This is a genomic window from Aquiflexum lacus (genome assembly GCF_015476655.1).
Classification (GTDB): Bacteria; Bacteroidota; Bacteroidia; order Cytophagales; family Cyclobacteriaceae; genus Aquiflexum; species Aquiflexum lacus.
The window spans coordinates 1-7,117 of sequence record NZ_JABFHF010000053.1; the positions used below are offsets into that span (position 1 = coordinate 1).

Sequence of the window (7,117 nt, forward strand, 5' to 3'; positions counted from 1 at the left end):
TTGGTTTACAGAATTGAATGTCATTAGGTCACTTACGGATTTTAGGAGCTATCGGTATCGAACTATAGATAGATGGGTTTTATAATCCAATTATTCTCTCACTAATTATCTATTTTAAACAAAAAATCATATCCAACTACCCTTCTTATCTTTTTATCCAGAGTCCAAAGCTGAAGCTCATTTTTCCGAACAGAGTGGATAATTACTGCATCAATGAGACCTACCCCTTCATTGATCAAATTAAGTTCATTGGAAAGCATTCCTGCCTCAATTATCAAAAGTGGCTCATCGATCAATGGAACATGCGACACAAAATCCATGATCAAACTTATTTCCCTTTTTCCTTTCGCTCCCTGAAATAACTCAGCAAAAATCAGCTCTAAACTCCAAACTCTTCCGTTTTCCAATAGTTCCTGACAAATAGAAAAGTACTCCGAGTTCCCTCTCAAATATTCAATCCAGATTGAGGTATCAAAAACAACTCCTTTCATTTTCTATTCAACTCACGTAATTCTTGAGAGGTATATTTAAATTCCAAAGGTTCACTCAATATCATGACTCCCAATGCTTTTATTTTTTGGGATCGGATGTAAGTGTGTAAAGCAATTTTTAAGGTTTCGGTGATTGTTTCTGCTTTGGAAAGTTCCATCGCTTCGGCTATCAAATCATCAGGTATGATTGCTGTAACTTTCATGATATCATTTTTTTATGAATATACGATATGATATCGTATAAAAATAAATGTTTAAAAAAAAATTACAATAAGTTAGCGCAATGTTAACTCTAATATTTAAAGGTTATCACCATTGCAAAAAGAAAAAAGTTTTCTTTCTTTGCGCCTTTGTGCCTTAGCGGGAAATAATTTCAATTCATCTTTAACATAGGACTAAATCAACTCCAAAACCTTTGCCAAACAAACTTTCACATCTACCATTTCTGCCTCAGTCAAGGCTTCTCCGTTTTTCATCAATCAATGATTTCAGTGTCTATGTCTCCCCAAACTCCACCTTCCTGTTCATAAAAGTTCTTGATTTCAGGTTGGCCAGCCTGTTTTTTCATCTCAGAATAAATTGTCTTTTTGTTTTTTTTTGGCTTCTGCCATCTTGTCGTGAAACATGGATTTCTTTGCAGGCCTGATCATAATTCCATCCCCATGATCTTCAGTAATTACCTAGGCAAGATCATATTTATCAATCAATGCTTTAGGCAAAATAATCCCACTGCTGTTACCGATTTTTCTGATTTTAGTTTCCATGCTTAAATATATCAATATACCCCACGAAGTAAATATCATTTCAACAACCCCAAAACTTTAGATACAGCAGGATTCCTATTCCCCTTCTTCCATACCGCATAAAGCTCCGTTTTTTGCTTGATTTTGTCCAGCTCAATAAACTTCACACTCAAATCGTAACCTTGGCGAAGTGATGTCGGCACAATGGCCACACCCAAACCTGCTTCTACCAATTTGAAAATGGTCAGGGCATGGACAGATTTGTGGGTTATTTTCGGAGTGAATCCCTTATCCTCACAGATGGACATGATTTTATCATAATAGATGGAAGAATAGTCATGGGAAAAAAGGATAAAATTTTCTTCCTTCAATTGCCCTACATGTTTAAATCCTTTTTCTGCCAAATGGTGGTCCAATGGCAATACCACAGAAAAGTTATCCTGATGCACCATTTTCATCTGAAGGACTTCCGGAACCCGTGCCAATCGCACAAAACCCAAGTCCAATTTGTCCTTTTCCAGCATTTCTACCTGCAAGGAATTGCTGAGTTCCTCCATTGTCGTTTGGATGCCGGGGAATTGTTGGGAGATCTTCACCAGCAGTTCGGGCAGGACAGTATGGGCAGCAGAACCCAGGAAACCTATTCTTAACTCCCCGATGTTTCCCGTGGCAATTTCCTTGAGTTGGGTTTTGGTGAGTTCAAGGTGGTTGAAGATGTAATCTGCTTCAGATTTGAGATAATGCCCTGCAGCCGTTAATTCCACTTTTCTTTTGGTTCTTTCAAACAACCGTACCTCCAGGATCTCTTCCATCTGCTTGATCTGACGGCTGAGACCGGGTTGGGAAATAAACAAGCGCTCCGCTGCCCTACCAAAATTCAGTTCTTCGGCAACGGCACGGAAATATTCTAGGTGTCTTAATTCAATTGTCATAATGGGTTCCCGCAAAGGCGCAGAGACGCAAAGAAAATAAGGTAGATTCCTTTGCAACCCTGCTTTAAGTAAAGATTTTTTGGTTTAATCGTCATAATGCTTCCCGCAAAACTTGTCAAGATTCATTCGGGAGGCGCAAAGAAAATAAGTTTTAATATTATAATGATTCAAACAGAACCATCAAAACACAAAACTTACTTTTTAAATCCAATTGCTTTCCTTTCTGTTAAGGAAGGTCTTACCAACTCTTCGATAATCTGGTAAATATTTCTGATATGCTCATTATGTTCACTTTGGTTTTGACTGAGCTCATCAATTTTTTTAATCAAACCTTGATAATTAGCCGCCCATTCTCGCATTTTTACGAATACTCTCATTATCGAGATATTAACCTGAATGGCAGTTTGGCTGTTCAGTACAGAGGATAGCATCGCTACTCCTTGCTCGGTGAATACATAAGGAAGATATTTTCTATGCCTTCCACGATCATTCTTTAAGGTCACAAATTGTGACCTTAAAGAATGATCGTCATGTTGTTCTTCGATCGTTACTTGTAAATCCTCCCATTCTTCATTGGAAAGCTGAAACATAAAGTCCTCCGGAAATCTATCCATATTCCTTTTAACCGCCTGATTAAGCACTTTAGTTTCCACTTCGTACATTTCAGCTAAATCGCTATCCATCATTACTTTTTGATTTCTGATCAAATAAATCGATCTGGTAATCCGCTCTTGAATGATTAAATCTGATGAATTTTGCATATTATCCCTTTTTAAAAAACCAACCTTTTTACTTATCAAAATTGAATTACAATTTAAACACCAAGAGTCCCCCATTCAAATTATTGCAGTAAAATATCCGTTTAAATATTATAACTTAAAGTTATTAATAAATGATAAAATTGGTATTTATACTTATCAATCACATTAGCTATTTTTGTCCTATATATTCCAAGAAATCTTAGCGTCTCCCGAATGAATCGGGACCAGTTTAGCGGGAAACAAAACCTTCTTTATGATGAAAACCTTCCAATACGGCCAAGAACAACTCACTGCTTCCATTGCTCTTGGAATCGCAAGGGGTGAAATCGAAGGGATTCTTACCAAGGAAACAAGAGAAAAAGTACGAACAAGTGCTGCGGCAGTTAAACAAATCGTAGCCAATGGTAAGCCTGTTTATGGCATCAATACAGGCTTTGGGCCATTGTGCACAACATTGATTTCTCCGGATCAGACCCGTAAACTCCAGGAAAACCTGCTCAAAAGCCATGCAGTTGGTGTAGGAGAACCTATACCCACAGAGATTTCCAAACTGATGCTGATCCTAAAAATTCATGCCCTAGCAAAAGGTTTTTCGGGAATTCAAGAAGATACACTGGACAGAATGATTTGGCATATTGAGCAAGATTTAATTCCGGTGGTACCCAAGCAGGGTTCTGTAGGTGCCTCAGGTGATCTCGCCCCCCTCTCCCATTTGTTTATACCATTGATCGGTTTAGGAAAAGTAAATTACCAAGGAAAAACCCTTTCTGCGGCTGAAGCATTGCAGCAACATCAGTTGGAAGCTATTCACCTAGGTCCCAAAGAGGGTTTGGCATTGATCAATGGCACTCAGTTCATGGCTGCTTTCGGAGTGAAAGTCCTTGATAGATTTTACAATATCCTAGCCCATGCGGATATCACCGGAGCCATGATGTTGGAAGGATTATTGGGTTCAATCAAGCCCTTTTCTGCAGAATTACATGAATTGAGACCCTATGCAGGTAACCAACACGTAGCCCAGACTATTCTGAATCTCCTCCATGACTCTGAAATCGTTCATTCCCATGCCACCTGTGCCAGGGTTCAAGATCCATATTCCTTGCGCTGTATGCCACAGGTACATGGAGCCTCCAGAAATGCCTGGCGGCATCTCAAGCAAATCCTGGAGATAGAAATCAATTCCGTCACCGACAACCCGGTAGTCTTTGATGAAAACCATACCATCAGCGGCGGCAATTTTCATGGTCAACCCATTGCCATGCCTTTGGATTATGCCTGTCTTGCGGCTTCGGAAATCGGCAATATCTCCGATCGGAGGATTTACCTTTCCCTGGAAGGAGATACGCCCGGAGTTCCTAAATTACTCCTAAAAGAAACTGGTTTGAACTCAGGATTTATGATCCCACAATACACCACTGCAGCTTTGGCGAGTGAGAACAAAGGACTTTGTTTTCCTTCTTCCGCAGACAGCATCCCGACATCTTTGGGTCAGGAAGACCATGTGAGTATGGGTTCGATCGGGGCAAGAAAAGCCTTGCAGGTTATTGAAAATGTAGAGAAAATACTCGGAGTTGAACTCTTCTGTGCTGCCCAAGCGGTGGATTTCCATGCACCATTAAAGTCAGGAAAAATCATGACAGCACTATACGATTACGTACGCACCAAAATCAAACATATCACCGAAGATCAGATCATGTATGAAGATATGGAAACCGCCATTGAGATGATCCGAAGTGGGGAATTGCTTACCTTAGCCAAAGAAGTTGCCGAAAAAGAAGGGTTGGAGCTTGAGACTTCTTGGTCAGGGGAGTTTGATAGGTACTAGTTAGTTCAAGTCTTCAGACTTGGACTATCTTAGCTGCAGTCTTCAGACTGCATACTATCCAGTCTGGAGACTGGAAATATACCGGTCCATTCGCCGCGGCGAATTGAACCAACCAAAACCACGAAACAAACACAACCATGCCAACCATCAAACACACCTTTATCGGCCCCATCCGCCAAGCTGTCACTATGGCCAACCTTCCATTAAAAGGAGCCTTGAAAGACGAGCAAATGGAAATAATTTCTGAGGCAGGAATCTTGATCAAAAATGACCGAATCCTTCAGATAGGAAGTTATTGGGATATGTATCCTGAAGCACAATCCATCGGTGCGGAAATCGTAAATCTCAAAGGCGACTTTGTGGCATTGCCGGGTTTTATTGATTGTCATACCCATATCTGTTTTGGTGGAAGCAGGGCAAAAGACTACGCCATGCGCAATGCAGGTAAAACCTATCTTGAAATCGCAAAGTCCGGTGGCGGCATCTGGGATACGGTAACAAAAACCAGAAAGGCCAGTTTGGAAAAACTTGCCCAACTGACAATCCAACGTGCCAATAGACACCTAAAAGATGGCATCACGACCATAGAAGTAAAAAGCGGTTATGGTTTGTCCGTGGAAGAAGAACTCAAAATGCTCAAGGCTATCAAATCAGCAAATGAAGGTATCCATGCCGATTTGATACCCACTTGCCTGGCGGCCCATATTCCCCCTAAGGATTTTGAAGGAACCAACCGGGATTACCTGAAAGCCATTGCAGAAGAATTATTCCCAATCCTCAAAGAAGAGGGTTTAGCCAATCGGATCGATGCCTTTATAGAAGACACAGCTTTTATGTCTGAAGACATTCAATCCTATTTCCAAAAAGCAAAAGAAATGGGTTTTGACATTACCGTACATGCAGATCAGTTTTATGCAGGTGGCTCGAAGGTAGCCGTGGATTTTGGAGCCATTTCAGCAGACCATTTGGAAGCCAGTGGAGAAAAGGAAATAGCAATACTCGTCGCATCGGACACCATTGCTGTTGCTTTGCCAGGCGCATCCATGGGTTTGGGAGTAGCATATACTCCTGCCAGAAAACTGCTGGATGCAGGTGCCTCACTAGCCATCGCCTCCGATTGGAATCCAGGTTCCGCTCCTATGGGAGATCTCCTGATGCAGGCATCTGTTCTGGGAACTTTCGAAAAACTCAGCAACGCTGAAGTACTGGCAGCTATCACTTGCCGGGCAGCCGCTGCCCTAGGACTTCAAGACCGTGGACAATTAAACCCTGGCATGCTCGCCGATATCATCCTTTTTCCTACATCCGACTATCGGGAGATTACTTATCAGCAGGGGAGGTTGAAACCTTTTAAAGTTTTTAAGAAAGGGATTGAGGTTTAATTGAAATATGGTTGAAATAAGTCTCTACCTGGCCAGTAGACAGGTTCGCTGAAATATGGTAGAAATAGAAGGAAATAGGTCTAAATCGAAATAAATTGAAATAGAAGGAAATAGGCTTCAAATAAATTCTTAAATTATGGCTATGAAAAATCTGAGATTACCAAAGTCGGCAATTCGTGCGTTGTGTGAAAAACATGAAGTAGAAGAATTGTATGTATTTGGTTCTGCTGCAACAGGTCAAATGACGGATGAGTCAGATATTGATTTTTTAGTGAGGTTTAAAATTTTTGACCTCAACAATTATTTTCTTAATTATTTAGAGTTCAAAATGGCTTTAGAAAAGGTTACAGGAAAAAAAGTGGATCTTATCGAAAAGCAAACCTTGAAAAATCCAATTTTAATTCAATCCATCGATAAGTCCAAAGAACTTCTTTATGGATGAAAAAATATTAAAATGGCTATTCGATATTCATTTTGCAGGGCTCGAAATTGAGGATTTTCTTAATCAACATAAAATTGAGTCTGCGATTGATTACAGTAAAAATATGCTCCTGAAAAAGGCTATTGAGAGAAACTTAGAAATAATCGGAGAAGCGATCAATAGAATAGTCAAGAAAGACGAGACTTTTTACAATATCATTCCTGAATCCCGGTCAATTATTGGTTTAAGAAATGTGATAATTCATGCATATGACGGTATTTCGGATGAAATGATTTGGTCTGTAGTAACCTACCATCTCCCTATCCTCATGAAACAAGTATCAGTAATTATTACAAATCATGATAAATAAATTGTATTTCGAAAAGATAACTTATCAGATTTGATGTATTTCAAGCTTATTTCACGAAGTGAATTTAGCGAAGCTTAACTTGGCCGTAGCTGAATAAATCTGGAGAACTAACCAAGAAAAAAGATTTCTCTCTACGTTCGAAATGAATTGTGTTTAAAGTCAAGTATTGATCCAAATATTATTTTGCAATAG

Annotated in this window: 8 protein-coding genes; 4 read left to right on the top strand and 4 right to left on the bottom strand. The window is 39.8% G+C overall.

From position 1 onward, the window contains the following. Window positions 1-101: 101 nt before the first annotated feature. From HMJ38_RS24810 to HMJ38_RS24825, 4 genes are all read right to left on the bottom strand, one after another. The gene (locus HMJ38_RS24810; RefSeq protein ID WP_194977149.1) at window positions 102-491 is read right to left on the bottom strand and encodes a PIN domain-containing protein; all 390 of its coding nucleotides are present in this window, start codon (window positions 489-491) and stop codon (window positions 102-104) included. After that, entirely contained in the window at window positions 488-694 is a 207-nt protein-coding gene (locus tag HMJ38_RS24815; RefSeq protein WP_194977150.1) for a type II toxin-antitoxin system VapB family antitoxin, read from the bottom strand. The genes HMJ38_RS24810 and HMJ38_RS24815 overlap by 4 nt, the downstream gene beginning before the upstream one ends. A gap of 596 nt (window positions 695-1,290) precedes the next feature. Then, window positions 1,291-2,166: a LysR family transcriptional regulator gene (locus HMJ38_RS24820; protein WP_194977151.1), complete on the bottom strand. Its 876-nt coding sequence runs from the start codon at window positions 2,164-2,166 to the stop codon at window positions 1,291-1,293. 194 nt (window positions 2,167-2,360) lie between these two features. Next, entirely contained in the window at window positions 2,361-2,927 is a 567-nt protein-coding gene (locus HMJ38_RS24825; protein WP_194977152.1) for an ORF6N domain-containing protein, read from the bottom strand. Between the two features lie 253 nt (window positions 2,928-3,180). Between HMJ38_RS24825 and hutH the strand changes: the two genes are divergently transcribed. The 4 genes from hutH to HMJ38_RS24845 all read left to right on the top strand — a co-directional run bounded on the left by hutH (window position 3,181) and on the right by HMJ38_RS24845 (window position 6,925). Then, window positions 3,181-4,752, top strand: a complete 1,572-nt coding sequence (hutH, locus tag HMJ38_RS24830; RefSeq protein WP_194977153.1) for a histidine ammonia-lyase — start codon at window positions 3,181-3,183, stop codon at window positions 4,750-4,752. 137 nt (window positions 4,753-4,889) lie between these two features. Then, entirely contained in the window at window positions 4,890-6,134 is a 1,245-nt protein-coding gene (hutI, locus tag HMJ38_RS24835; RefSeq protein WP_194977154.1) for an imidazolonepropionase, read from the top strand. Window positions 6,135-6,270: 136 nt separating this feature from the next. Continuing rightward, window positions 6,271-6,576 carry a nucleotidyltransferase family protein gene (locus HMJ38_RS24840; RefSeq protein WP_228780265.1) on the top strand — a complete coding sequence of 102 codons (306 nt, stop codon included), beginning with the start codon at window positions 6,271-6,273 and terminating at the stop codon, window positions 6,574-6,576. Then, a complete protein-coding gene (locus HMJ38_RS24845; protein WP_194977155.1) occupies window positions 6,569-6,925 on the top strand; it encodes a HepT-like ribonuclease domain-containing protein in 357 nt (118 codons plus the stop codon). The genes HMJ38_RS24840 and HMJ38_RS24845 overlap by 8 nt, the downstream gene beginning before the upstream one ends. Window positions 6,926-7,117: the final 192 nt, after the last annotated feature.